Source organism: Acinetobacter sp. M5A5_2a (assembly GCF_053345265.1).
On sequence record NZ_JBKEZV010000006.1, the window covers coordinates 208,288 to 231,584 of the forward strand.

Genomic DNA, 23,297 nt, shown 5'->3' on the forward strand with positions numbered 1-23,297 from the left:
TAAAGCCATGCAACGTTATGCAGTCGGTATTGAATTTAGCGGAGTTCAATATCGAGGTTGGCAAACACAACAGCCAGGCGTTGCCAGCGTACAAGAAACCATTGAACGTGTGCTTAGCAAAGTCGCAAATGAGCCTATAGCACTTCATGGTGCTGGTCGTACCGATGCAGGAGTACATGCGACAAATATGGTGGCACACTTCGATACGCATGCAATTCGCCCAGAAACAGGGTGGTTAAGAGGGGCAAACAGCCAACTACCTAAAGATATTTCCATTCAGTGGATTAAACTGATGGATGAAAGTTTTCATGCCCGTTTTAAAGCGACTGCTCGACGTTACCGCTATATTATATATAACACGCCTCATCGCCCTGCACTATTGCATAAACAGGTTACTCACATTTACCAACAGTTAAATGTGAAAAAGATGATTGAAGCAGCAAGTAAATTTGAAGGTACTCATAACTTTGAAAGCTTCCGTGCGGCAGCGTGCCAATCAAATCAGCCTGTTCGACATGTAAAACATTGCCGTTTATTTGAACATGGACGCTATTTGGTTTTAGATATTCAGGCAGATGGTTTTTTACACCATATGGTGCGTAATATTGTTGGATGTTTACTCGAAATTGGTCAAGGTATGTATGAAATTGATCATATCGATGCAATGTTTGCTGCACAAGATCGTAAAGCGGCAGGAGTCACTGCGCCACCAGATGGTCTTTATTTTATACAGTGTAATTATCCTGAGCAGTTTGATTTGCCTCAGCCGCCACTTGGGCCACATTGGCTTAATTTACCAGATTAAAACATTTAAAACTCAGTATCCAAATTAAGTATTAAATAAGATACTTGACAAAGTCATACGCAACCTGAACAAGGTTAAAGTGCACTTTAACCACAGTGCAAGACAAACGAAGTGCGTAGTTCGATAAATTTTTCACCTTGTGACACGGTAAGAATGATTACTCTTTACCATGTCACAAGCTTTTGCTCTTGCAGAGCTTACGCTCTTCATCCCGAAAGAAAAGTAACTCTAGCTGAAGGCCAATCCAGTTATTAAAGCCTCAATGGCACGACTCCGTCATGACATAGAATAAATTAACGATGCTGTTTACGTTTCCGGTATTCAACCGGTGTCTCATTCGTCCAACGCTTAAATGCGCGATAGAAAGTACTCGGTTCAGAAAAGCCAGTTAAATACACAATACGCTCAACACTCTCGTTGGTATTTGCCAAAAGTTTTTTAGCTAAACGGCAACGATAGTCAGAAAGTATTTGCTGAAAACTGGTATTCGCCTCACTTAGCTGAGTGCGTAAGCGACGTGGGGTAATATTCAACTGAGCAGCAACTGTTTCCAAGGTTGTTTCTCCACTTTCCAGCGTTGAACCAATTGCTCTACGAACTTCACCCACTAGATCATAACGCGCTAATTCTTGTAGTTTTTCAATCGCAAGCTGCTCATGCAATTGCAATAACTCAGGCTCTGCTTGCCAAAGCTGAAAATCTAGAATAGCGGGATCAAAATATAAACGTGTTTCTTTTTGACCTAAACTAACCGGACAGCCATATACGCGGAAATATTCATCCTCAGCTGCTCCTTCGCTGAAGTTAAAATCGATAAAGATCGGATGAAATTGCCCTTCGGTAATAAATTTAAAAAATCTAAGTATTCCCGAAATTGCACATTCAGAGAAATGCCGATTAACAAGATTATCAGCACCGATCTGCTCGCCATTGGTTAAATAACAGCGCCCTTCTTCAATCACTAGTTTTGCATCAAAGGCATCACTAATGAGTCGCTGATAAGCCAAAGCCCGCTTTAGGCCCTCACCAAAAGTTTCACTACTAATAAATAGATGTTCAATGACCTGACCACGATATAAAGGCAAATGTTCACCCAAATGCAGTCCGATATCTGGATCTTTACTGACTTCCTGAGCGGCAGTCCAAAAGGCATACTGTGCACTTAACGGTGTACGTGCATTCGTATCAACCTGATTTAAAGCAACTCCCGCTTTGGTTAATATTTCTTCTGTTGGCAATCCCGCACGACGAATCGCTTGATAGCCAAAGCGTAATACAACTGATGCATCTGTTAGCTGACCCACGCAGTGCCCTTCCATGTAGATACTTCATTGATATTTAGGGCCGTTGACTTTTACGCAATTAACAGTCCCTAATAACTATGATTTTAGATTAGCGTTGATTGACCAAACTGACAACAGAATTAAACTTCTTTTGTGAAAAAAATTACATCTTTTTTATTAGTCATACTTTAACCAGATGCTTGAGTAGAAGTATGTCTATCTTGTTTTTTTTAAATAAATTGACTATAATTTGCGCCTTTCCAATTTGATCATCAGGTAGGCTATGGCCAATAAAGAGGAACTCATTGAGTTCGAAGGCGTTGTCACCGAAACGCTTCCTAATACGATGTTCCGTGTACGTCTTGAAAACGGTCACGAAGTTATTGCACACATTTCTGGTAAAATGCGTAAACACTATATTCGTATTCTTACTGGCGACAGTGTAAAAGTCGAAATGACTCCATATGACCTCACTAAAGGTCGTATCACGTACCGTGCTCGCTAATTAGTGAATGCAAAAAAGCCACTTCATGATGTGGCTTTTTTATTGCGTTGTTTATTCACTTAAGCGACTGGTTTTACATCCCACCGTTTGGCATTCACGCAATCTTTCTTGCAGCCAATGGTTTCTTTCCTGCGTTGTCTGTAAACGGCATTGCACGTCTACACTATTTCTATTTGAATCTGTACACTCAGCATCACGTTGACGTATCCATGCAAGCTGAGATTTCTTAAGAATATTTTTTTGCGCGCTATTTAACTTTACTCGCAATGCTTGATAATTCTTATTCAGATCTACATCAGCACTCGCATAGATTTTATTTGTACAGTAAATATCATCATAAGTATTGCGGGCACTATCACAGTTATCTGCATAGACGACAGTCATTCCTAAACTACATAAAAATGCAAAAGCAATTTTTCTCATCGTATTTTCCCTTCGTTTTCTACAAAATTATTATTAGAACGGTTTGAATGTAAGGATAAGTCTAAAGGTAGGTTCACCTTTCATTTATCATAATCTTCCTTTTTTACTTTACAAGTATTCAAATCCAACCTATTGTTCTTTAATAATAAATATAATTTTTTATTGAGATAAAAATGAATATAGATACCCGATGTAAAATTGGCCTACTTTGTTTGATCATAATGAATGTGAACGGTTGCACTAGCCATCCACGCCAATCTATAGATTTACAAGAGTATTTAAAGAGCTTTCTAGGTAAATCTTCTGCGACCATTCGACAAGATATCAATCTACGTAGTCTTGGTTTTCAAGTCGCTAATGCTCCACAGAAAACACCCAATCAACTCATCTATACGATTTTACGTCCATTAAACATCCCAATCCCGATGGTGACTAATGTCGATATGAGAGGTAATTCTGTCGCTATACAGTCAGGTAATCTGGGTGGCAATTCTTACGATGTGAATTTCAACTGCAAAGTTATTTTCCAGCTTAAAAATGATATTGCCGAGTCTATTCAATATGAAGGTAAAGCCTGCTAAAACATAGGCATAAAAAAACGCAGCGTTGAGCTGCGTTTTTTTATAAGAAGCTTTTAAGCAAGAGCAGCTACAACTGCCTCACCCATCTCGGCTGTCCCCACTTTTTTCATACCTTCAGACATAATATCTGCTGTACGTAAGCCTTGATCAAGTACTTGCCCTACAGCATCTTCAATTGCTTTTGCAGCAGCTTCTTCACGGAATGTATAACGAAGCATCATTGCAACAGAAAGAATAGTTGCTAATGGATTGGCAACATTTTGACCCGCAATGTCAGGTGCAGAACCATGGCAAGGCTCATACATACCTTTGCCATTTTCATCTAAAGAAGCTGATGGCAACATGCCAATTGAGCCTGTAAGCATTGCCGCTTCATCAGATAAAATATCGCCAAACAAGTTACCGGTTACGATCACGTCAAACTGTTTTGGTGCACGTACAAGCTGCATTGCAGCATTATCTACATACATATGTGAAAGCTGAATGTTTGAATAACTCGCTTGCTGCAAATCAGTAACTGTTTGCTTCCAAAGTTCTGTTACTTCTAAAACGTTCGCTTTATCGACTGAACAGACTTTACCACCACGCAAACCTGCAAGTTCAAAAGCAACTTTTGCAATGCGCTTAATTTCACTTTCAGAATAAACGTCAGTGTTATAGCCTTGTTTTTCGCCGTTTTCGAGTTCACGAATACCACGTGGCTGACCGAAATAGATACCGCCAGTAAGCTCACGAACAATCAGAATATCTAAACCAGCAACAATTTCAGGTTTTAAGCTAGAAGCATCTGCCAATTGCGGATAAAGAATGGCTGGACGCAAGTTAGCAAACAAGTTGAGTTCACTACGAATTTTTAAAAGACCACGTTCAGGACGGATAGAACGCTCAATCGCATCCCATTTTGGTCCGCCTACTGCACCCAGTAAAATTGCATCAGCTTTTTTTGCCTGTTCACTCGTTACAGCTGGATACGGTTCGCCATGTGCATCAATTGCCGCACCACCCAATAGGCCATGTTCCCAAGTCAACGATAAATTAAATTTTTCATTTACTGTATTTAATACTTTTTCTGCTGCCCCAACAATTTCGGGACCAATACCATCACCAGCTAAAATTAAAATCTGTTTAGACATGAACTTTTTCCATTTTCCAAAAAACAAGCAGTGTTATGACGACCGCGGTGTTAGTTTTTTCTGTTCAAGGAACTCGCCTAGCCCTGTTGTTACATCAAATGGTCGACAAAAACGGCGAATAACACGCTCATCTTGCTCTAAGTCGACACATAATGGATCTGGTACAGAAACATTCAGCAAACTACCCGAACGGTTAGTTTTGTCTCGGTACATTTTAAATGTATAGCGATGGTTGGCATTAAACTGGTGAATCACATGGATTGTTTCCGCCCGATCTGGAGAAATCGGATAGAAACGGATCACCACTTCATATTGTTTCGCAGGCACAGATAAATATAAACTGTTGGTTTGGCCGAGCACTGAACCGTGCAACCGTACAATTCCTTGATGAATTGCCTGATTACTAATTCGTCGTGTTTGCGCATCCACTACAGTAATATCGTTTAGTCGTTCAAATTCACAACTCTTCGCACCCGAACAATATATTGCTGCATTCTGCCCCAAATTTTCTTGTTCAGCCTGCTTAATACGGACAGTATCCACTACATTGTACGTGCTCTGACAAGCACTGAGTGTTATTGCGCACAGGCTCAACAAAAAGCTATGAGTAACGTTCCTCTTCATTGTTCAAGCCCAATCCTCATCTAGTGCATAATTTTAAGGTGTTTTTATGCTTTAGCATGTTAGCAAGAGTTTGAACACTACGCCATGGCTATGTTTAAAATGTACCAAAAGGTTAATTTAACTCTTGGAATACCCAAGGACGAACCTGTTTAGTTTTTTCTTCATAAGCGCGAATTGCATCCGCATTTTGAAGCGTTAAACCAATATCATCCAAGCCATTTAACAAGCAATGCTTGCGAAATGGGTCAACTTCAAATTTAAAAGCTTCACCTGTTGGGGTACGCACTTCTTGAGCAGCTAAATCAATTGTTAATTGATATCCTTCATTGGCAGCACATTCTTTAAATAACTGATCAACAATTTCTTCTGACAAAATGACAGGTAACATGCCATTTTTGAAACAGTTATTAAAGAAAATATCAGCAAAGCTTGGCGCAATAACAGTACGAAAACCGTATTCATTTAATGCCCAAGGTGCATGCTCACGACTTGAACCACAACCGAAGTTAGTACGAGCAATTAAAACATTTGCTCCTTGATAACGTGGTTGATTCAAAACGAAATCCGGATTTTTTGGACGTACTGAACTATCTTGTCCCGGATAGCCTTCATCTAAATAACGAAGTTCATCAAATAAGTTATCGCCAAAACCAGTACGTTTGATTGATTTCAAAAACTGTTTTGGAATAATTAAATCTGTATCAACATTGGCACGATCTAATGGTGCAACGATACCTTGTTCAACTGTATAAGCTTTCATGGTTTGCTCCAGACCGAATTAAAATGAACGAACATCAACAAAGTGACCTGCGATTGCAGCCGCTGCCGCCATTGCTGGGCTCACCAAGTGAGTGCGACCACCATTGCCTTGACGACCTTCAAAGTTACGGTTAGACGTCGATGCACAGTGTTCGCCTGGCTGTAATTTATCTGCATTCATTGCTAAACACATTGAACAACCTGGTTCACGCCATTCAAAACCAGCTTCCAAGAAGATTTTATCTAAGCCTTCTTTCTCTGCCTGTTGTTTAACTAAACCTGACCCCGGAACAATCATGGCTTGCTTAATGCTAGATGCCACTTTACGGCCTTTAACCACTTCAGCCGCAGCACGGATATCTTCAATACGAGAGTTAGTACAAGAACCAATAAAGACACGGTCAAGTTGAATATCAGCTAATGCCTGACCTGCATTTAAGCCCATATATTGATAAGCACGCGTCCAGTCATTACGTTGAACGTCATCTTTAGCTTGTTCTAATGTTGGAACAGCTTCAGTTACCGGAATAACCATCTCAGGTGAAGTTCCCCAAGACACTTGTGGTTCAATCTCTGCGCCATTTAATTCAACTACAGCATCAAAGGCAGCATCTTCCTCTGAATGCAAAGTGTCCCAGTAAGCAACTGCTTGTTCCCATTGCTCGCCTTTTGGTGCATAGCTACGGCCTTTCACGTATTCAACGGTTTTGTCATCAACAGCAACCATGCCGACACGAGCACCTGCTTCAATCGCCATGTTACATACCGTCATACGTCCTTCAATCGACATATCACGGAACACCTGACCACCAAATTCAATCGCGTAACCTGTACCACCTGCGGTACCAATTTTAGCAATAATTGCCAACACCACATCTTTTGGTGTCACACCTTTGCCTAACATGCCATCTACACGGATTAACATATTTTTAGATTTTTTCTGAATCAAACATTGTGTTGCTAACACATGTTCAACTTCAGAAGTTCCAATACCATGTGCTAAACAACCAAAAGCACCGTGTGTTGCTGTATGTGAATCACCACACACTACGGTCATGCCCGGTAAAGTTAAGCCCTGTTCAGGTCCAACGACATGCACAATACCCTGACGGATATCATTAATATTAAATTCAACAATATTAAAGGCTTTACAATTGTCATCTAAGGTTTGAACCTGAATACGAGACGTATCATCTTCAATACCCGCGATGCCTTGCTCACGTTCCTTTTTAGATGTTGGAACGTTATGGTCTGGTGTAGCAACGTTTGCACTTAAACGCCATGGTTGACGACCCGCAAGTTGCAAACCTTCAAATGCTTGTGGACTAGTCACTTCATGCAATAAATGACGGTCAATATAAAGTAAACATGAGCCATCATCACGCTGTGAAACAACGTGGTCATCCCACAATTTGTCATATAAAGTTTTGCCTGCCATGTCGTCTTGCTCCATTGGACTGGGTAATTCTAATCTTTCTTCGATTATAGCCAGAGTTTCACATAAATCTAATTTATCATTTTTATAAATTAGAAAACTTTTTGGAATTAATCATAATCCCTTCTATACACATCAAATTTAATAAATCGTTTTTGTTAATGATTATCATTTGCATAATCAATTTTTAATCTTATACTCTCATCTCTATACTAAAAATATCTAAAGTGGCTAAAGAGAATGATCATGGCTAATATTCAAAAATTCGTTGTAAATAATCAACGTACCTTAAAGAAAACCTTCAGCTATTACATTATGCATATTAGCGTAGCGATGATAGTTGCATACTTTGTAACAGGTAATATATGGATGGCTTTAACCTTAAGTATGCTTGAGCCAACCGTACAAGCATTTGCTTTTTTCTTTCATGAAAAAGTATGGGCAGCTAAAGACCGCCGCATTTCAGCCTTAGCTGAGAAAGAGACAACGGCTTAGGCTAAGATTAGTGCGGTAATTCATAACTTTCTAACTCGTTTTGCTGCAAGCATGATACGATTTTGGCTTGGCAACTTTAGCCCCTCGATTTTTCTATTCCAAGTTGAGTTGTATTATGAATCTTGCAGCCTTTGAAGCTTTTGTAAAAGTTATGGAAACAGGGTCTATCTCTGTGGCAGCAGATCAATTATTTATTACTCAACCTGCTGTAACCAAACGGATTCACAGCTTAGAAGAATATTTTGGTGTCAAACTATTTGAGTCCGCAGGCCGAGGCGTTCAAGCAACTCATGCTGCGCATTCATTATTACCCAAAGTTAAAAACTGGCTAAATGAGCTTGGAGACATCCATCACACCCTAAGCCATGAGCAAAATCAGGTACAAGGTCGTTTAAAAATTGGAACCAGTCACCACATTGGTTTGCATCATTTACCCGCGCCCCTTAAACACTTTGTTCAGCAATTTCCGCAAGTCACTTTAGATGTGCATTTTGTTGACTCAGAGCAAGCGCATGAAAAAGTGCTTGCCGGTGATTTAGAGTTAGCATTTTTAACACTTCCCCCTTCAGGTGATGAGCGCCTTAACTACATTACCATCTGGAATGATCCTTTAGTTTTTGTTGCTGCCCCTTTTCATCCATTGGCACAAAAAAAGAATCTGACCTTACAAGATTTAATTGAATATCCGAGCTTGTTACCTGCTGCACAAACTTACACTGCTCAAATCACTTTAGCCGAGTTTGAAAAACAAGGGCTTAAACCAAAAATCACCATGAGCAACAACCCGCTTGAGTCTATTCGTATGCTGGTATCTATTGGTTTAGGTTGGTCAGTTTTACCAAAAACTCTGTTGAATCAGGATATGCAGCAGCTTGATTTAGATGTAAAAATGAATCGCCAATTAGGCATGGTATGGCATCCTGCGCGCACTCAATCCAGAGCTATGCAGGAACTGATTAAAATGATGCAAGAGTAGTTGAATGATTAGCGACTATATTTTTTAAAAAGGATATAAACCAGAACAGCAAAAGGTAATAGTAAAAATAATACGCCCCAACCAAAGAAAATAGCGGCAAAGATAATACCGAGTAAAGTACCTGAAAATAATAAAAAAATAATGTAAATGAAGAGCTCACCAATGAGTGTGATGAAACCGTCAATCAGTTGCCCACCAAACTCTTCAAGAAGATTACCTTTACGGGTCTTCTTTTCTTCGGTCTCATTCTGATTATCCATCATATCCTCCACACATCATCAGGACCGATTTAAATCGCCCTTACTCTCAATACAGCAAAAGCGATTTAAATATAAGGCTCTTTTCAAGTTGATAAAAAACTCTCATTTGATGCGCATAATTTAATTTATCAAAGCTGCAATAGGCTTCGAATTTGTTGCACAATTTGGTTTTCATCAAGCATATGATGTGGAATAGTCATCGTTAAGAGTTGATCTGATCGAAAATGACGGTCAACTTCAAGCATAACGTGAGTTTGATTAGGTTCAGCCACGAAAGAAACTTCAACCTCATTAAACCCACTAAACATATGTGAAGAGACAAATTCAAGTTCTTGGTAACAACCAATTGTTGATCTAAAATTTCGTGCAGTAAGTTGACCTTTTTCTACATCCACTGTTGATAAAATAAAGCTACATCGCTGCATGGCCTGTAAAAACATTTGCATAGCGGGAGTTGGCAGCACTTTTAGATAATCACGATCAGTTGCATCTAATCCCCAATCAACATCCATATGAGTTTGAATCCAAACACGTGTACCATTTCTTCGACAAGCGACTTCGGTAATCGGTGTCTCAAAGGGTAATTGAATACTGAAAGGGAAAGAGTGAGCTTGATGTGCTGGCAATAAAAATCGAGAATTCACTAACCACTCTTGTAAGACTAAAGGTTGATTAAACTCATGGTCACCAGATTCAACTTCTGCCATTGTCATCAACTTCAAATAAAGACCATTAATCTCTTTATCAGATGATCCCCCCTTGAAGTTAATTTCCCCATGCAGTGTCTCGCCTGCTTGCAAGTTTGGATTGTGTAAAACGGTTTCTACCGTTACGCCTTGAAGACCCAAACCAGACATAATTTTATTAAACATTTTTTCTCTAACCTTTCGAATTATTTTATGTCATCTGTAGCAGCATACTTATTCTTAAAGCGCATCATCTCCAGCAAGCTGAATCTTGCCCTCTGCAACTTCATTCATAAATTGCTGATAGTCATTTAGATTGCGCTCTGCATACTCCTCTGCATACCTTTGCAATACTTCTACGATCGTACTGCCCTCCCCAAGATATCCCATAAGTACATCAGCATTTCCAGACTTAGCATGGGCATGAGCTAAAGCCAAACCACAACTTTCAGCATACTCATTGAAATACTCATCATCCATATCACTAAGATCAACCGAGATTTTCATATCACGTAACTGACGTACATGAAAATGCTGATTGGGGGTTGAAGAGAATCCAAGGAAGATGTCACTGGCAGCTTGCATAAGTTGCTGGCCATGTATCACGCGCTCGCCTTCATGTTTTACTTTTTCTACAAATAACGGACTAAGAATCGATGGATTCGCTTCTTTCATTTGTAAAATTAACGGTTCCCGATCTGCATCCTGAAATAATGCAATCGCGGATCGCGTACCCACACTTCCGACACCAACCACTTTCAAAGCCACATCAGCCCGTTGATAACGATCAAAAAGTACTTGGCGATCATATTTCAAAGAATCACGATATTGCTGAAAGAAAGCATCAACATCTTTACTGAACGGTTCATCTGCCTTTGGATGCCATAATAACGGCGCATCATCCACAAAATGGCGAAATCCTGTATCTTGATCTTGCTGTGTAAGCTTCGGTAAAACAGAATATGCATTTCTCTTTTGTGCTGAATCAAGATGCTTCGCGCGTTTCTTTCTCAGTTTTCGGCATTCAGTGTTTTCTAATAAAGTACTGGCATCAACTTTTTCATACCAAACTTGTAGAGGCGAAAGTTTCGTATTTTCTAATAAGTGCTGACGATAACTATTCAACATCGTTTTAATTGCTTTTAAACCCACTTTATCTGCAAGATCAATATCACGAGCCGCAATCACAAAACTGGTTGCTAAACGCTTTAAATCCCATTCAAATGGGGCAACCAAAGTCTCATCAAAATCATTGATTCCAAACAATAGATTACGCTCTGGGCTAGCAAACCCACCAAAATTACTTAAATGACAATCGCCACAAATCTGTTGAAATAAACCTGAATTTACCTGCTCCCAAGCTTGATCAAATAGCATCAAAGAAGGCATACCACGATAAAATGTAAAAGGTGAAATGCTCATTCGTTTTGCACGAATCGGTTTGAGCTGTTCTAAACGACCTTGGTTACTCCAATCATAGATTGTTAAAGCAGTTATACCTTTTGGTCGCTCAGAAAGCTCTGACAGCTGTTCTCTCGGAACTTTTTTACGTTGAGCCTTACCTAATTTGAAGCCTTCGCTTTTATTAAGTAATTTCCCCTGATAGCTATGACGTGTTAAATCAATACTTTCATCATTCCAAAGTTGTTTTGGTAATTTAATTTGTGGCGTTTTTGGCATTATTCCCTCATTTTTAAATTAGAATTTTTTATATTCTTAAACCTTTACCAAGATAAAATTTATTTTTTATTAGACATACTCATGTCTACTTTTGGAACAAGATCGATAAAAAACATTCAAAAAATGATTTTTAAATATAATTAATTAAGAGTTGGAAGACCTCAAAGCTTTGCAAGCTACTCTTCCAACTCCACAATCTTAAATCGACCAGTCTTGAATTTCCCAGCGATTTTCTTGGGCCAGCTTTTCAAGGCGATCATCAGGATTTACAGCAATCGCATGGGTCGCATATTCAAGCAAAAAGCGATCGTTGATTGAGTCTGAATATGCCCAAGATTCAGATACACTGCGTCCAGCCAACCAGTCGTCGAGACGTGCAAGTTTACCTTTTTGATAACATGCCAAACCCGCAACTTTACCTGTATATTTCCCATCTGCAACTTCAGCATTCGTTGCCAAAATTTCGGTAATGCCAAATTCACGGAAAATTGGCGCAGTAATAAAATCACTTGTTGCCGTAATCCCAACAATTGTATGTCCAAGGTCCTGATGCTTTTTGATTGCATCAAAACCTTTTGGACGCATTTGTGGACGGATAACTTTTTGCATGAACAATTGGTGAAGCTCAGTTAAGTAGTTATTGTCGTGCTTTGTTAAAAATCCAAAGACAAATTCATTATAAGCATAGGGGTCAAGTTGCCCTGCTTTGTAATCTTCATAAAATTTATCATTCATCTGACGATGATGAACCGGATCAACCAAACCTTCATTGACTAAAAATTCACCCCATGAGTGGTCTGAATCCGTATTTAACAAGGTATGGTCTAAATCAAACAACGCCAGTTTCATGAAAATTCTCGTTTAAACTGAAATTTAAGAAAAAAAATGTAAATCTATCTCCGCTAGTCGATAGAAATTCGTTAAGATCGTAGCAATTTAAACATTTTACTTTGATCTTTTCGAGCTGGACATAAAAAAGTGTTTGTCCCCGCGATTAAAGTCAACGATATAGACAATATTTAGGTAGCCAAATGATCGATTCAGAAGGTTTCCGACCGAATGTCGGGATCATTTTGGCAAACGATGATGGACAGGTTTTATGGGCAAAGCGCATTGGTCACAATGCTTGGCAATTTCCACAAGGAGGCATTCAGTTTGGAGAAACCCCTGAACAGGCACTTTTTCGAGAACTGAGAGAAGAAATCGGCTTATTGCCCGAACATGTCCAGATTATTGCGCAAACCAAAGGATGGCTGCGTTATCGTTTGCCACATAGGTACATTCGGTCAGACTCTGACCCCGTATGTATCGGACAGAAACAAAAATGGTTTTTACTGAAATTGACTGCGCATGCAAGAAATATTCAGTTAGACCTCTCTGACCCACCCGAATTCGATGAATGGCAGTGGGTTAGCTATTGGTATCCTCTTGGACAAGTGGTGAACTTCAAGCGTGATGTTTATCGCAAAGCCATGGTGGAGTTGTGTACACAGTTGCCGATGCAACAATTACCCTAAAAATCATTTATCTAGCAAATGATTTTTATTGAAAGTGCTGTTATAAATACATTCATAGTCTAAAAAATACTGGAGTATACATCCATGTCAAACATGCAACTCGACACTCTACGGCGCATTGTCCAAGAAGTTAATGCGTCCGTCAGTTTGCATGAATCATTAGACACCATGGTCAATCAGGTTGCTGAGGCCATGAAAGTGGATGTTTGCTCTATTTATTTACTCGATGAACGCAATCAGCGCTATGTATTGATGGCCTCTAAAGGCTTAAATCCAGAATCTGTGGGCCATGTTTCACTGCAACTCGGTGAAGGCTTGGTCGGTCTGGTCGGGCAACGTGAAGAAATAGTTAACCTTGACAATGCACCGAAACATGAGCGTTTCATGTATTTACCTGAAACAGGTGAAGAAATTTACAACTCATTCCTCGGCGTACCTGTCATGTATCGCCGTAAGGTTATGGGTGTTTTGGTTGTACAAAACAAACTTCCTCAAGATTTTAGTGAAGCAGCCGAGTCATTTTTAGTTACTTTGTGTGCCCAGCTTTCTGGTGTTATTGCCCATGCTCACGCGGTTGGAAATATTGACGTATTTCGTAAACCAAGTAATGGTCCTGCCTATAAAACCTTTCAAGGCGCTTCAGGTGCAGGCGGAGTTGCTTTAGGTCGCGCTATTATTTTATATCCACCTGCCGATTTGGGTTCAGTACCTGACCGTGAAGCAGAAGATATTAGTCATGAACTTCGCCTTTTAGATCAAGCCATTTCATCAGTTCGTTCAGAGATTCGTTCTTTAGATGAAAAAATGCATGATTCATTAATGGCAGAAGAACGCGCTTTATTTAGTGTTTTCTTAAGAATGCTAGATGAAAATGCACTGCCAGCAGAAATTAAAGAACTCATTCGTGACGGGCATTGGGCACAAGGTGCTGTGCGCCGTGTCATTGAAAAGCACACTGCCCTATTTGCACAAATGGAAGATGACTATCTTCGTGAGCGAGTTTCTGATCTTAAAGATTTAGGCCGTCGTATTTTAGCCTCGTTGCAAGAAGAAGATTCTAGTCACCGTGAGCTCAGTCCAGACAGTATTTTAATTGGTGAAGAAATTAGTACTGCGGCACTAGTTGAACTACCAGTTGATAATATTGCTGCCATTGTTACCTCAGAAGGTGCAGCAAATTCACATATGGTGATTGTGGCTCGAGCACTAGGAATTCCAACTGTGGTTGGTGTAACTGAACTGCCAGTTAACACGCTCGATGATGCAGAAATGATTGTGGATGCCTATCAAGGCCGTATTTTTGTAAATCCTCCACGTCGTTTACGCCAACGATATAAAGAAATTCAAAAAGAAGATGAGCAAATCGCAAAAGATCTCAAACAATACGAGACAAGAGAAGCGATTACTCCAGATGGTGTATCTGTTCCACTTTATGTGAATACAGGCCTTATGATTGATGTGGTTCGCGGTGTGCAACGCGGTGCTCAAGGTGTGGGTCTATACCGAAGTGAAATTCCATTCATGTTACGGGAACGTTTCCCGGGTGAAGAAGAACAGCGAGCAATCTATCGTCAACAATTGAGTCACTTTGCCAACAAACCTGTGGTGATGCGAACTCTGGATATTGGTGCCGATAAAGACCTCCCTTATTTCAGTATTGAAGAAGAAAACTCGGCATTAGGATGGCGTGGTATTCGTTTCACGCTCGATCATCCCGAGATTTTTTCGTCACAAATTCGCGCAATGCTCAAAGCAAGTATTGGTTTAAATAATTTGCATATTTTATTGCCAATGGTGACTACAGTAAGTGAAGTCGAAGAAGTACTTTATTTACTTGAGCGTGACTGGATGGCGGTGCAAGAAGAAGAGCAAGTTAAAATTACCAAGCCAAAAATTGGAATTATGGTTGAGGTACCCAGCGTACTACTACAAATTGATGAGTTTGCTGAACTTGTCGATTTCTTCTCGGTCGGTTCAAATGACTTAACTCAATATTTACTTGCAGTTGACCGTAATAATCCACATGTGGCAAACGTTTACTCGCACTTCCACCCATCCGTTCTACGTGCTTTAACTCGCTTAGTTAAAGAATGTCATGAATACAAAAAACCTATTAGTATTTGTGGTGAAATGGCAGGTGATCCATTATCGGCAATTTTGCTCATGGCGATGGGCTTTAATACCCTTTCAATGAGTTCGAGTAACATTTTGCGAGTACGAAAAGCAATTTGTCATGTACCTATGACAGATGCACAAAAACTACTTGATGATGTCATGAAAATGAATAATCCACTCATTGTGAAAAGCTGGCTTGAGTACTACTTTAAAACTCACGGTTTAGCAGATATGGTCAAATCAAATCGAATCGTAAATGTTTAATATATAAACAATAAAGGAGAGCAATGCTCTCCTTTATTTATTTTAGATAGCTTCTACGATCACTGAATATAAAAATTTCTTTTCACTCTCAGTTCTACCCTACTTTTTAAATTAAACAAAAAAACAATCGGTTTTTCAAATCAACACTGCCAGTTTAATCCATTTGAAAAATAAGACTTCTACTTCTAGTATGTTTAAAGAGCGTTATTAAAAGATCTTACGTTGTTCCAACAATTGAAGAGGTAATTCTATGCATCATTATTTACAGCCTTCAGCTTATTTTTCCTCTTGTTTTTTCACCTTCATACAGTAAATTGGAGGAATAACAATTAAAGGAATCTGATGCATTATTAAATAAAAAATAATGAGCTAACATCTCAGTGAAAAGAATTTTTAAACGGTTTCTCTCACCATTTGTTCACTCATTTCTTTATTTGATAAACATGAGTTTTTAACCCAGAAGTCCAGGAAAATGAGCCCTATTACTTTATCAAGAGCTCAATAATTATTATCCAGAGAGAATATAGCCATGTCAGACGAATCAAAATGTCCTTTTTCAGGTCATAACTCAAAACCGGAAGCAACGGTCGGTGGTGGTACGCCTAGTTTACATTGGTGGCCAAAACAATTACGCGTTGACTTGCTCAACCAACATTCAGAACGTTCTAATCCACTTGGTAAAGATTTTAATTACCGCGAAGAATTTAAAAAAATTGACTACTACGCACTCAAAGCTGATATCAAAAATGTGTTAACCGATTCCCAAGATTGGTGGCCAGCCGATTGGGGAAATTATACAGGCTTATTTATTCGTTTAGCATGGCATGCCGCTGGTACATATCGTATGGGCGATGGCCGTGGTGGCGCTGGTCGCGGCCAACAACGTTTTGCACCATTAAATAGTTGGCCTGACAATGCGAGCTTAGATAAAGCACGCCGCTTGCTATGGCCAGTTAAACAAAAATACGGTCAAAAAATATCGTGGGCAGATTTATTTATTCTTGCTGGAAACATTGCGCTTGAATCTTCTGGCTTCCGTACCTTTGGTTTTGGTGCGGGCCGTGAAGATGTTTGGGAACCAGACAACGATGTAAACTGGGGCGATGAAAAAGAATGGTTAGCTCATCGAAACTCTGAAGCATTGGAAGGCAGCAATCTAGCTGCAACAGAAATGGGTCTAATTTATGTGAACCCTGAAGGTCCACAAGCCAGTGGTGACCCTAAATCAGCTGCACCATTTATTCGTGCGACTTTCGGCAACATGGCAATGGATGATGAAGAAATTGTTGCATTGATTGCTGGCGGTCATACCTTAGGTAAAACTCACGGTGCTGGCTCTGCTGACCATGTTCAGGCTGATCCTGAAGGAGCACCAATTGAACAAATGGGCTTTGGCTGGTCAAATAGCTTTGGCACAGGTGTTGGTAAAGACGCGATCACTTCTGGCTTAGAAGTTATTTGGTCGCAAACTCCAACACAATGGAGCAATTACTTCTTTGAAAACCTATTCAAATACGAGTGGGTACAAGAACGTTCACCTGCTGGTGCAATTCAATGGGTAGCAGCAGATGCTGAAGCGATCATCCCAGATCCATTCGACCCATCAATTAAACGTAAGCCAACAATGCTCACTACAGATTTGACCTTACGTTTTGATCCTGAGTTTGAAAAGATCTCTCGTCGCTTTCATAACGACCCACAAGCTTTCGCCAATGCTTTTGCCCGTGCATGGTTTAAATTAACTCACCGCGATATGGGTCCCAAAGCACGTTATTTAGGTCCAGAAATTCCTGCTGAGGACTTAATTTGGCAAGATCCATTACCGACTGCCAGCGCTATACCATCTTCTGCTAGCATTGCTGATGCTAAGGCGAAAATTGTTGCGCTGGGACTATCTGCTGGCGAGTTGGTTTCTCTTGGTTGGGCTTCAGCCTCAACTTTCCGTGGTGGAGACAAACGCGGTGGTGTAAACGGCGCACGCATTGCTTTATCGCCACAACGTGATTGGGAAGTAAACCAAAAAGCGGTTGAGACTTTAACTAAAATTGAAGAAATCAAAGCATCAACTCAATTGTCATTAGCTGATTTAATTGTTCTCGCAGGTAACGTTGGTGTAGAGCAAGCTGCTCAGGCGGCAGGTTTCAATATTAGCATTCCATTTGCCCCTGGTCGTGTTGATGCACTACAAACTCAAACTGATGTTGAATCTTTCCAATTACTTCTCGGCCTTGCTGATGGTTTTAGAAATTGGAAAAAAGAGGGAGTTAATACAGCAACTGAAGCATTATTAATTGATAAAGCACAGCAACTAACTTTGACTGCACCAGAGTTAACTGCATTGGTTGGTGGTTTACGTGTACTGGGTACCAACTGGGATGGTTCGCAACACGGCGTATTCACTCATCAAGTTGGTGTACTCAGCACGGACTTCTTTACGAACTTACTCGACATGTCTACGGTATGGGCACCTGTTGATTCATCAAACGAAGTATTTGAAGGCAAAGATCGTAAAACAGGCGCAGTAAAATTTACTGCAACACGTAATGATTTAGTCTTCGGTTCAAATTCAATCTTGCGTGCCTTAGCAGAAGTTTATGCTCAAGCAGATGGTAAAGAAAAATTTGTTCAAGACTTTGTAGCTGCATGGACTAAAGTCATGAATCTTGACCGTTTTGACTTAGCTTAATTTAAGTCAAAATAATAAAAGCCAGTTCAATTTGAACTGGCTTTTATTATTTAAATATAAAGTGATCTAGAGGTTACACAGTCAACTTATGCCCTTCACGAATGCAGTAAAAAGGATTGGCAAGCTTCGATGAAGCTTTAATCGCTTGTCCTAAAGCATGTTCCGGATCTTCACGGCCTTCATCAGTCAACTGGAAAGTCCGATAATGAATCGCAACAGAACGATGGGCCTGTAAATCAAAGTGTGCATGTAGTGCATCTTGTGGATTCATGTGGACATAGCTCATCAAGGCACGTGGCTCATAAGCACCTATTGGAAGCAAAGCAACACGTGGCGCCCCATAACGTGCATGTATTTGTTTGAAATGCCCTGCATAACCAGTGTCCCCTGCAAAGAAACAATGACCTGTTTTAGCAACAACCGAAAAGCCTCCCCAGAGTGCTTTATTCTGGTCACGTAGACCGCGGCCCGATCCATGCTGTGCAGGTGTATAGATTATTCTTAATTCGTGATAAGGAATTTCTTGCCACCAATCCATCTCAATCACATGAAATTCTTTTGGTAGATAAAAACCATTCCCCAATCCCGTGTAAATCGGCATTGCAAATTTTTTATGCAACCAATCGAGTGTAGCCAAGTCCATATGATCATAGTGATTATGGCTGAGTAAAACACCATGAATAGTCGGTAATTGCTCTAACGCAAAACCTGCAGGGCATACACGGCGTGGTCCACGCCCATGTAAAGGGCTTGCGTAATCACACCATACTGGGTCAGTAATAAAGTTATAAGGTCCGATCTGAATTAAAACTGTAGCATGCCCAACAAACCAAACTTGCCAATCATCCAAATCTGCATGGGGTCGATTTTGAGGTAAAGCCACGGCTGTATTTATACGGGTTTCATATTCATTTTGAATATCAACATTCCATGTATAAGACTCACGAGTGGCTAACCAACGTAATAGCTCTTTTGAGCCTCTAGCTGGTAATTTAGGTTGTTGGTTATAAAAACGTGTATCTGATTCACGCCCTGACTCGGGATGATAAAAAGGAGGTTTTATCCATGTATGCGTCCAACAGGACTGAGTCGGCAATTGATATGTTAATGTCGGCTTGTCTTTCATGGGCTTTTCTATGCTTTAGCATCGGCAGAATGGATGTGTTCAGGTTTCTATCTTAACAATTAAAACAAATTAAGCTATGGCACTTACACTTATTTATCATATAAATATCCCTTTTATTGTGGTCACAACCAACATAAGTTGAATTAGCTTGCCATAAAAAATGCATAGATGTGTTGGGTTTATGCGTCGATAATTACCATTCTTATTAAGAGCACTTGTATAACATAACAATCATAAGTCACGTGAAGTTGTCAGAGAATTGCCCTGTTTTGCCTTGGTAGGCCTTACTTTTCTAATTTAAAATGTTTTGACAACTTATAGAACAAAATATTTAGTAACAATTAAAGCTGATTCATTCTGAAAGAATTCATATTTTATAATATTAATTTATTCCTCTTCATTTTTGCATAATATGAGAATTACTCATATTAATATTTAAAACATTTAAATATTTCTTTGATTAAGTAAAATAATGTATTTAATTTCTAATAATTAATATATTTTATGAATTATTAAAATCCAGCTTCCCATATTAAATACTTAATGAAAATTTAAATTCCATTTATTTTATAAATACCTAAAGTATCTTCACGCTATATCCCTTTATGCTTTATACTTCACATAAATCATAGTAAGACATTTTTTGGATTAGTCTTATGGAACTACGCCACCTCCGATATTTCATTACCGTTGCTGAAGAATTAAATTTTAGTAAAGCCGCTCTTAAACTTTTTACCGCACAACCCTCCCTTAGCCAACAGATTAAAGATTTAGAAGAAGATGTTGGTGTACGACTTTTAAATCGTACTAAACGTAAAGTTGAGTTAACCGAAGAAGGCGTAGTATTTTTAGAACATGCTCGCCTAACCCTTGCTCAAGCTGAAAAAGCAGTTGCTCTGGCAAGACAGGTTTCTAAGGCTAAACAGCAACTGTTGCGTATCGGTTTTGTCCCCATTGCAGAAATGAAAATTTTCCCTTACGTTCTTCCCAATCTGCGATTACAACACCCCGATCTCATCATTGAACTATCTAACCTAAACAATACTGAACAGCTTAAAGCCTTAAAAAAGGGTGAGTTGGACATTACCTTTACCCGAGAAAATACAGATAGTGATGATATCCAAAGCCAATTTGTTTTGACTGAACCCTTGATTTTTTTACTTCCTAAAAATCATCCACTTACTCAATATGATCGAATTCCTGTCCATGCCTTACAAGGCGTTGATTTTATTATTCCTGCTGCCGAGCAGTCACAAACATTACATAACACTATTCTAGACTTTGCCAAAACTCACAATATTAACCTCAATATTGTTCAAAAAGCGGATAGCATGTTGTTTAATATTAACTCTCTTGGTTCTGGACTAGGTTGTACTATCTTACCTGCCTACGTGGCACCTTTAGGAATTAAAAATACGGTAGTCCGCCCGCTTGATATCGAGTTACCAACACTGGATTTATTCGTAAATTACCGTAAAAACTCACAGTCTTTAGGCGTCCAAAAGTTCATTGATCAACTCACGAAAGTATTTCATCTAGATAAAAACTTAACTCACACTTAATCAGAAAAGCTATATTTTATTTTTAAGTAGATGATTAATAAGAACACCTTTATAAAAAGTATAAGTAAATATTATTTTTATTTATTTTATACTTTTTATAAACATTTTAGCCCATGGTTTTGTTCTATTTTACCTACTCAGCAAAAGTAGATACCTCTTAAATATAATTGAAAATCTTGGAATAAAATCTATATAAAACTAGATATTATTTTCACCATTTAATAAAAAATAATATATTTACCATGTGGTAAAAGGAGATTAGGAAAAATGGTTGCAGTATTTCAACATCTTGGACGTAGTGTACTAAACCGCCCTCACTTCTTTATTGCTTTATTTATGGGACTTATCACAGCAAGTATTTTGACATGGTTAACTTCATGGAAATGGTCAACTATTTTATTAGTCAGCTGGAATGCTTCTGTTAGCGTATATCTATTATATATTTTGCAACTTATGAAAAGTTGCGATCATTCAAAAATGCAACAGCAAGCAAAAAAACAAGATGAAAGCAAATGGGTCATCATGCTGATTGTTTTATTGGCCTTAGCCATGTGTTTAGTCGCTATTTTAATCCAACTCTCACAGCTTCCTTCTGAGAGTTCTGCAAAGCTAGGGCATGTAGCTTTAGCTTTATTAACAATTGTTTCTGCATGGCTATTTATGCATAGCGTTTTTGCCCTACATTACGCACATGATTTCTATATGGCTTTGTCTAGAAATGAAGAAAATGGCGGTTTAGATTTCCCTGGAACAGAACATCCAACTTATCCCGACTTTTTATACTTTAGTTATATTATTGGTACCTCTGCCCAAACTGCCGATGTTTCAATTACCACCAAACATATGCGGCTTTTAAACCTATTTCACGCCGTGTTGTCATTTGGTTTTAACACCACAATTTTAGCGATTTGTATTAACGTTGCTGCTGGCTTTCTTACCAACTAAAACTTTTATTTCGAAAATAAAAAAGTCACCCAAATGGGTGACTCTTAATGGTATAAGTTTACACCAATGTACCCATACTGCTTTGCTTTAAGCCTTCGCGTTGTTTGATGGTCTCAACATAACGCGTAATGACCGGATGGGATTCAATCGCCCCCATTTTTAATTGCCATAAGAGCATTGCTCCAACACTTACATCTGCCGCGGTAAATTGTTCACCACATACATACGGATTTGCTTCACTCAAGCCTTGCACTAAAGCTTGGTAAGCATCGTTATAATCACCATAGCCAACAAACATTTTTTGCTCAGGAGATACCTCTATTCCAAGGGCTTTATCAACACCTGCAGCTTCCCATGGACCTGCCATCACAAATAACCAGCGATAGTACAAACCACGTTTAGGATCATCTAATGCCGGAGCCAGCCCCTTGTCGAAAAATTTATCGGCCAGATAAGCACAGATTGCGCCTAGCTCATAAATCACCACATCACCGTCCACCAATACTGGCACTTTTCCAAAAGGGTTAATTTTTAGATATTCCGGTGTTTTCATTTCTGTCTTATATGCAACTTCAATGCGTTCACATTCAACACCTAATTCGACTAAAAGCCAGTCGACCACAACACCACGCGACTCTTTGTTAGTATAAAGTTTAAGGCTCATTTTTATGGCTCCTTGTTTATCGTGGGTCCTAGTCTACAAAACCTCTTTGTCAGTTTTTGTCAGTAGTCTGCGATTCTTGTGCCCACCACTGCTGAAATAGTTGTTGCTTAAATGATGGGTATAATTCTTGGCTTAAACTCAGTTGTTGAATACGATCGAGTCGAAAATGTCGAAAATCCTGCCTGAGTTCACACCATGCAGCCAATAAAATTTTGTCATTAAAATATCCCAAGGCAAAAGGCCACAAGGTTCGAACACTACTTCGTTGCTGCTCATCATGATAATGCAGCGAAATTTTGACTTGCTGCCGAATGGCTAAACGCACCTGTTCGACTCGATTTTCATCTACAGGCAGCCATGTATTAAACGCTCTTAAAGTCGTTTGCTGTAATAAATATTGTCGATGCTCGGGCAAAACAGAATTCAATTTAGCTAATACAGATGTAGATGCCGATTGTAACGATTGATCTGGCACACTCTTTAACCAATACAATGCCAGAAAAATAGCTTCTACTTCATTTTCATTGAGCGTCATTGGTGGTAATACAATATCTTCTTTAAGCTGAAAACCGATACCTGCCGATGCCTCAATTGCTACACCCTGCTCACGTAAGCTATCGATATCGCGATAGACACTTCGGACACTAATTCCCATACGTTCAGCGAGAACTTGTGCAGTGATTGGATAACGGGCTTCACGGAGTTGTTGCAAAAGATTTAATAGGCGAATAGAACGGCTCATATCTCTCTTCTTATTGTTTTATTTAACTTTA

At 39.3% G+C, this 23,297-nt stretch carries 23 protein-coding genes; 10 read left to right on the plus strand and 13 right to left on the minus strand.

What is annotated here, in order from left to right; all coding sequences use genetic code 11:
* The first annotated feature begins 7 nt into the window (after positions 1-7).
* A complete protein-coding gene (gene truA / locus ACLBWE_RS09750; RefSeq protein ID WP_447602574.1) occupies positions 8-805 on the plus strand; it encodes a tRNA pseudouridine(38-40) synthase TruA in 798 nt (265 codons plus the stop codon).
* Between the two features lie 293 nt (positions 806-1,098).
* On the opposite strand, the gene ACLBWE_RS09755 is transcribed toward truA, so the two are convergent.
* The gene (locus ACLBWE_RS09755) at positions 1,099-2,109 is read right to left on the minus strand and encodes an AraC family transcriptional regulator (protein ID WP_151743532.1); all 1,011 of its coding nucleotides are present in this window, start codon (positions 2,107-2,109) and stop codon (positions 1,099-1,101) included.
* A gap of 262 nt (positions 2,110-2,371) precedes the next feature.
* Here ACLBWE_RS09755 and infA point away from each other — a divergent pair, with 262 nt between their 5' ends.
* A complete protein-coding gene (gene infA / locus ACLBWE_RS09760) occupies positions 2,372-2,593 on the plus strand; it encodes a translation initiation factor IF-1 (protein ID WP_001284370.1) in 222 nt (73 codons plus the stop codon).
* Positions 2,594-2,644: 51 nt separating this feature from the next.
* Here infA and ACLBWE_RS09765 read toward each other — a convergent pair whose 3' ends face one another.
* A complete protein-coding gene (locus ACLBWE_RS09765; RefSeq protein WP_447602577.1) occupies positions 2,645-3,016 on the minus strand; it encodes a lysozyme inhibitor LprI family protein in 372 nt (123 codons plus the stop codon).
* A 173-nt stretch (positions 3,017-3,189) separates the two neighbouring features.
* Here ACLBWE_RS09765 and ACLBWE_RS09770 point away from each other — a divergent pair, with 173 nt between their 5' ends.
* Complete coding sequence (locus tag ACLBWE_RS09770) at positions 3,190-3,597, plus strand: hypothetical protein (protein WP_045434880.1); 408 nt, start codon at positions 3,190-3,192, stop codon at positions 3,595-3,597.
* A 53-nt stretch (positions 3,598-3,650) separates the two neighbouring features.
* Here the strand turns inward: ACLBWE_RS09770 and leuB are convergent, their stop codons facing one another.
* The 4 genes from leuB to leuC all read right to left on the minus strand — a co-directional run bounded on the left by leuB (position 3,651) and on the right by leuC (position 7,551).
* Positions 3,651-4,730 carry a 3-isopropylmalate dehydrogenase gene (gene leuB / locus ACLBWE_RS09775; RefSeq protein WP_447602579.1) on the minus strand — a complete coding sequence of 360 codons (1,080 nt, stop codon included), beginning with the start codon at positions 4,728-4,730 and terminating at the stop codon, positions 3,651-3,653.
* 33 nt (positions 4,731-4,763) lie between these two features.
* Entirely contained in the window at positions 4,764-5,354 is a 591-nt protein-coding gene (locus ACLBWE_RS09780) for a hypothetical protein (RefSeq protein ID WP_003654712.1), read from the minus strand.
* Positions 5,355-5,466: 112 nt separating this feature from the next.
* Positions 5,467-6,114 carry a 3-isopropylmalate dehydratase small subunit gene (gene leuD, locus ACLBWE_RS09785; RefSeq protein ID WP_447602582.1) on the minus strand — a complete coding sequence of 216 codons (648 nt, stop codon included), beginning with the start codon at positions 6,112-6,114 and terminating at the stop codon, positions 5,467-5,469.
* Between the two features lie 18 nt (positions 6,115-6,132).
* Positions 6,133-7,551: a 3-isopropylmalate dehydratase large subunit gene (leuC, locus tag ACLBWE_RS09790; RefSeq protein ID WP_447602584.1), complete on the minus strand. Its 1,419-nt coding sequence runs from the start codon at positions 7,549-7,551 to the stop codon at positions 6,133-6,135.
* A 237-nt stretch (positions 7,552-7,788) separates the two neighbouring features.
* On the opposite strand from leuC, the gene ACLBWE_RS09795 reads away from it, so the two are divergent.
* Positions 7,789-8,043 carry a DUF2061 domain-containing protein gene (locus ACLBWE_RS09795; RefSeq protein WP_003654707.1) on the plus strand — a complete coding sequence of 85 codons (255 nt, stop codon included), beginning with the start codon at positions 7,789-7,791 and terminating at the stop codon, positions 8,041-8,043.
* Between the two features lie 115 nt (positions 8,044-8,158).
* Positions 8,159-9,019 (plus strand): LysR family transcriptional regulator, encoded by an 861-nt coding sequence (locus tag ACLBWE_RS09800; RefSeq protein ID WP_004640979.1) that lies wholly within the window; start codon positions 8,159-8,161, stop codon positions 9,017-9,019.
* Between the two features lie 8 nt (positions 9,020-9,027).
* On the opposite strand, the gene ACLBWE_RS09805 is transcribed toward ACLBWE_RS09800, so the two are convergent.
* The 4 genes from ACLBWE_RS09805 to ACLBWE_RS09820 form a co-directional block, all read right to left on the minus strand.
* Entirely contained in the window at positions 9,028-9,279 is a 252-nt protein-coding gene (locus ACLBWE_RS09805) for a hypothetical protein (RefSeq protein ID WP_005037049.1), read from the minus strand.
* Positions 9,280-9,407: 128 nt separating this feature from the next.
* Complete coding sequence (locus ACLBWE_RS09810) at positions 9,408-10,151, minus strand: sporulation protein (protein ID WP_447602587.1); 744 nt, start codon at positions 10,149-10,151, stop codon at positions 9,408-9,410.
* A 54-nt stretch (positions 10,152-10,205) separates the two neighbouring features.
* Positions 10,206-11,645, minus strand: coding sequence for a DUF2252 domain-containing protein (locus tag ACLBWE_RS09815; protein WP_447602589.1), 1,440 nt, complete (start codon positions 11,643-11,645; stop codon positions 10,206-10,208).
* Between the two features lie 198 nt (positions 11,646-11,843).
* Positions 11,844-12,494: an HAD family hydrolase gene (locus ACLBWE_RS09820; RefSeq protein WP_017391334.1), complete on the minus strand. Its 651-nt coding sequence runs from the start codon at positions 12,492-12,494 to the stop codon at positions 11,844-11,846.
* A 182-nt stretch (positions 12,495-12,676) separates the two neighbouring features.
* On the opposite strand from ACLBWE_RS09820, the gene ACLBWE_RS09825 reads away from it, so the two are divergent.
* The 3 genes from ACLBWE_RS09825 to katG all read left to right on the plus strand — a co-directional run bounded on the left by ACLBWE_RS09825 (position 12,677) and on the right by katG (position 18,227).
* Positions 12,677-13,162, plus strand: coding sequence for an RNA pyrophosphohydrolase (locus tag ACLBWE_RS09825; protein WP_003654696.1), 486 nt, complete (start codon positions 12,677-12,679; stop codon positions 13,160-13,162).
* Between the two features lie 84 nt (positions 13,163-13,246).
* Positions 13,247-15,541 (plus strand): phosphoenolpyruvate--protein phosphotransferase, encoded by a 2,295-nt coding sequence (gene ptsP, locus ACLBWE_RS09830; RefSeq protein ID WP_004640970.1) that lies wholly within the window; start codon positions 13,247-13,249, stop codon positions 15,539-15,541.
* A gap of 529 nt (positions 15,542-16,070) precedes the next feature.
* Positions 16,071-18,227, plus strand: coding sequence for a catalase/peroxidase HPI (gene katG / locus ACLBWE_RS09835; protein ID WP_447602592.1), 2,157 nt, complete (start codon positions 16,071-16,073; stop codon positions 18,225-18,227).
* A gap of 73 nt (positions 18,228-18,300) precedes the next feature.
* Here katG and ACLBWE_RS09840 read toward each other — a convergent pair whose 3' ends face one another.
* Positions 18,301-19,353: an MBL fold metallo-hydrolase gene (locus ACLBWE_RS09840; RefSeq protein WP_045434868.1), complete on the minus strand. Its 1,053-nt coding sequence runs from the start codon at positions 19,351-19,353 to the stop codon at positions 18,301-18,303.
* 656 nt (positions 19,354-20,009) lie between these two features.
* On the opposite strand from ACLBWE_RS09840, the gene hcaR reads away from it, so the two are divergent.
* Together hcaR and ACLBWE_RS09850 are read left to right on the plus strand one after the other, a co-directional pair.
* A complete protein-coding gene (gene hcaR / locus ACLBWE_RS09845) occupies positions 20,010-20,915 on the plus strand; it encodes a DNA-binding transcriptional regulator HcaR (RefSeq protein ID WP_045434867.1) in 906 nt (301 codons plus the stop codon).
* Positions 20,916-21,182: 267 nt separating this feature from the next.
* Positions 21,183-21,860 (plus strand): DUF1345 domain-containing protein, encoded by a 678-nt coding sequence (locus ACLBWE_RS09850; RefSeq protein WP_003654691.1) that lies wholly within the window; start codon positions 21,183-21,185, stop codon positions 21,858-21,860.
* Positions 21,861-21,918: 58 nt separating this feature from the next.
* Here the strand turns inward: ACLBWE_RS09850 and ACLBWE_RS09855 are convergent, their stop codons facing one another.
* Together ACLBWE_RS09855 and ACLBWE_RS09860 are read right to left on the minus strand one after the other, a co-directional pair.
* Positions 21,919-22,524: a glutathione S-transferase family protein gene (locus ACLBWE_RS09855; RefSeq protein WP_447602595.1), complete on the minus strand. Its 606-nt coding sequence runs from the start codon at positions 22,522-22,524 to the stop codon at positions 21,919-21,921.
* Between the two features lie 49 nt (positions 22,525-22,573).
* Positions 22,574-23,266: a helix-turn-helix transcriptional regulator gene (locus ACLBWE_RS09860; RefSeq protein ID WP_447602597.1), complete on the minus strand. Its 693-nt coding sequence runs from the start codon at positions 23,264-23,266 to the stop codon at positions 22,574-22,576.
* Positions 23,267-23,297: the final 31 nt, after the last annotated feature.

What these genes read in the sequence shown, in the direction of transcription:
- ACLBWE_RS09850 (WP_003654691.1), top strand. Translation starts at nt 21,183, where the DNA reads ATGGTTGCAGTATTTCAACATCTTGGACGTAGTGTACTAAACCGCCCT.
- truA (WP_447602574.1), top strand. Translation starts at nt 8, where the DNA reads ATGCAACGTTATGCAGTCGGTATTGAATTTAGCGGAGTTCAATATCGA.
- ACLBWE_RS09820 (WP_017391334.1), bottom strand. Translation starts at nt 12,494, where the DNA reads ATGAAACTGGCGTTGTTTGATTTAGACCATACCTTGTTAAATACGGAT.
- leuD (WP_447602582.1), bottom strand. Translation starts at nt 6,114, where the DNA reads ATGAAAGCTTATACAGTTGAACAAGGTATCGTTGCACCATTAGATCGT.
- ACLBWE_RS09815 (WP_447602589.1), bottom strand. Translation starts at nt 11,645, where the DNA reads ATGCCAAAAACGCCACAAATTAAATTACCAAAACAACTTTGGAATGAT.
- ACLBWE_RS09800 (WP_004640979.1), top strand. Translation starts at nt 8,159, where the DNA reads ATGAATCTTGCAGCCTTTGAAGCTTTTGTAAAAGTTATGGAAACAGGG.
- infA (WP_001284370.1), top strand. Translation starts at nt 2,372, where the DNA reads ATGGCCAATAAAGAGGAACTCATTGAGTTCGAAGGCGTTGTCACCGAA.
- leuC (WP_447602584.1), bottom strand. Translation starts at nt 7,551, where the DNA reads ATGGCAGGCAAAACTTTATATGACAAATTGTGGGATGACCACGTTGTT.
- katG (WP_447602592.1), top strand. Translation starts at nt 16,071, where the DNA reads ATGTCAGACGAATCAAAATGTCCTTTTTCAGGTCATAACTCAAAACCG.
- hcaR (WP_045434867.1), top strand. Translation starts at nt 20,010, where the DNA reads ATGGAACTACGCCACCTCCGATATTTCATTACCGTTGCTGAAGAATTA.
- ACLBWE_RS09810 (WP_447602587.1), bottom strand. Translation starts at nt 10,151, where the DNA reads ATGTTTAATAAAATTATGTCTGGTTTGGGTCTTCAAGGCGTAACGGTA.
- ACLBWE_RS09855 (WP_447602595.1), bottom strand. Translation starts at nt 22,524, where the DNA reads ATGAGCCTTAAACTTTATACTAACAAAGAGTCGCGTGGTGTTGTGGTC.
- ACLBWE_RS09780 (WP_003654712.1), bottom strand. Translation starts at nt 5,354, where the DNA reads ATGAAGAGGAACGTTACTCATAGCTTTTTGTTGAGCCTGTGCGCAATA.
- ACLBWE_RS09825 (WP_003654696.1), top strand. Translation starts at nt 12,677, where the DNA reads ATGATCGATTCAGAAGGTTTCCGACCGAATGTCGGGATCATTTTGGCA.
- ACLBWE_RS09840 (WP_045434868.1), bottom strand. Translation starts at nt 19,353, where the DNA reads ATGAAAGACAAGCCGACATTAACATATCAATTGCCGACTCAGTCCTGT.
- ptsP (WP_004640970.1), top strand. Translation starts at nt 13,247, where the DNA reads ATGTCAAACATGCAACTCGACACTCTACGGCGCATTGTCCAAGAAGTT.
- leuB (WP_447602579.1), bottom strand. Translation starts at nt 4,730, where the DNA reads ATGTCTAAACAGATTTTAATTTTAGCTGGTGATGGTATTGGTCCCGAA.
- ACLBWE_RS09765 (WP_447602577.1), bottom strand. Translation starts at nt 3,016, where the DNA reads ATGAGAAAAATTGCTTTTGCATTTTTATGTAGTTTAGGAATGACTGTC.
- ACLBWE_RS09805 (WP_005037049.1), bottom strand. Translation starts at nt 9,279, where the DNA reads ATGGATAATCAGAATGAGACCGAAGAAAAGAAGACCCGTAAAGGTAAT.
- ACLBWE_RS09860 (WP_447602597.1), bottom strand. Translation starts at nt 23,266, where the DNA reads ATGAGCCGTTCTATTCGCCTATTAAATCTTTTGCAACAACTCCGTGAA.
- ACLBWE_RS09770 (WP_045434880.1), top strand. Translation starts at nt 3,190, where the DNA reads ATGAATATAGATACCCGATGTAAAATTGGCCTACTTTGTTTGATCATA.
- ACLBWE_RS09795 (WP_003654707.1), top strand. Translation starts at nt 7,789, where the DNA reads ATGATCATGGCTAATATTCAAAAATTCGTTGTAAATAATCAACGTACC.